3 protein-coding genes are annotated in these 1,546 nt (G+C 61.1%); all 3 read left to right on the plus strand.

The features are described 5' to 3' along the window. Positions 1 to 774, plus strand: a 774-nt coding sequence (locus GGR17_RS20145; protein ID WP_183314832.1) for an ArdC family protein, incomplete at its 5' end; no start/stop codon positions are given. A gap of 23 nt (positions 775 to 797) precedes the next feature. Continuing rightward, positions 798 to 1,028: a DUF6330 family protein gene (locus GGR17_RS20150; RefSeq protein WP_054540535.1), complete on the plus strand. Its 231-nt coding sequence runs from the start codon at positions 798 to 800 to the stop codon at positions 1,026 to 1,028. A 67-nt stretch (positions 1,029 to 1,095) separates the two neighbouring features. Beyond that, positions 1,096 to 1,485 (plus strand): DUF3768 domain-containing protein, encoded by a 390-nt coding sequence (locus GGR17_RS20155; RefSeq protein WP_054540534.1) that lies wholly within the window; start codon positions 1,096 to 1,098, stop codon positions 1,483 to 1,485. Positions 1,486 to 1,546 lie beyond the last annotated feature (61 nt).

Here is a 1,546-nt window from a genome sequence, read left to right on the forward strand (position 1 = left end):
CTGCTGACGATGCGGACCGTGATGGCGGGCCACAGCTCTCCCTTCTGGATGACGCTGCCGCAAGCCAATGCGTTGGACGCAAAGGTCCGCAAGGGCGAGAAGTCCTCTGTCGTCGTTTATTACGGTCAAAGCCGGAAAGACGCGGGCGCAGATGAGCATGACCGCAGCGACGGGGATGATCACTCCGAGGAAGCCCGTATATTTCGCTTCCAGAAATCCTACCGTGTGTTCAATGCCTGCCAGATCGAGGGCTTGCCCGACAGCTTCTTCCCTGACCCGGAGCCCGTGCCCGAGCATCCGCCGTCAGAGCCCATCCCGCACATGCAGGCGTTTTTCGATACCATCGACATCACGACCGTCTTCACGGGCACAGAGGCGTACTATTTGTCCCCCGTGGACAAGGTCTACATGCCGTCCATCACGCGGTTCCAGGACCCGCGCAATTTCTACGGGGTCTGGGCGCACGAGCTGGCCCATGCCACGAAAGCACCCCATCGACTGAACCGTGATTTCGGGTTCTCGAAGTTTGGCAACACGTCCTATGCGCGCGAGGAGATCGTCGCGGAATTGACCTCGGTGTTCCTGGGTCAGACGCTCGGCTTCACGGCGCATACGCTCGAGATGAATGCCGCCTACCTGCACAACTGGTTGCGGGTCCTTCGGTCGGACAAGGGCGCGATCTTCCGGCACGCCGCGGACGCGCAGCGCGCCTGTGATTATCTGATCGCCAGATCGGAGGTGGGCAGGGCAGGTCGCAGTGCCGAGGCCGCCTGACCGCACGGAGAACGGAGACACCCATGTCACGTAAGGAACCCAAAACGCTGCGGGTGGCCTGCTTCAACGACGGCCGCCGCAAGATCATCACCTTCAAGCGCGGTGCCTATTGGTGGAGCGCTGCCGAGGGCGCTTATCCGCTCTCGGCAGCGCTCGAGAGCATCAAAGAACAAGGCGGCTGGATCGAAACCATCCCCAACCCGAATTACAGACCCAAAGGGCTGTTCGGGTGGGGCGCCTTCGGCCTCGATTGATCCGCCAAGCGGAAAAGAAAAAGCGGGCTTTGAGAAGGGTGTTTCAAACCTCTCAAAGGAGATCCCCATGTCCATGAATGTTCAACCCCAGCTAGACCGTCCGGATCCGACCGTGATCGCGGTGCAGAACGACGCGTTTCGCAAACTTGCATGCCTTGGGGTGCCGCCCGCGCAACCCATCCAGGGCCGCATGCATGTCACCCGCTCGCTTATGGAGGCCGGCGATGGCTTCATGGCCGAGGCGGTGAAGGCGACTGGTGCGTTCGATACATTCGAGCCTGAGAATGATCCCGAGGGCTGGCATGATTTCGGGGCGGTCGAGATCCGGGGAGAGACCGTGTTCTGGAAGATCGATCTCTATGAAGCAGACTCGGACTTCCGCTATGGGGCTGAGACCCCGGACAATCCTGCCACCACCATGCGCGTGCTGACCATCATGCTGGCGCGCGACTGGTAGGGCAGGGGACTCCTCACCCTGACATCTGAGACGATGAAGGCCCGCTGACCCCTCAAAGGGA

This window comes from Actibacterium naphthalenivorans, from assembly GCF_014196965.1.
Taxonomy (GTDB): domain Bacteria; phylum Pseudomonadota; class Alphaproteobacteria; order Rhodobacterales; family Rhodobacteraceae; genus Actibacterium_A; species Actibacterium_A naphthalenivorans.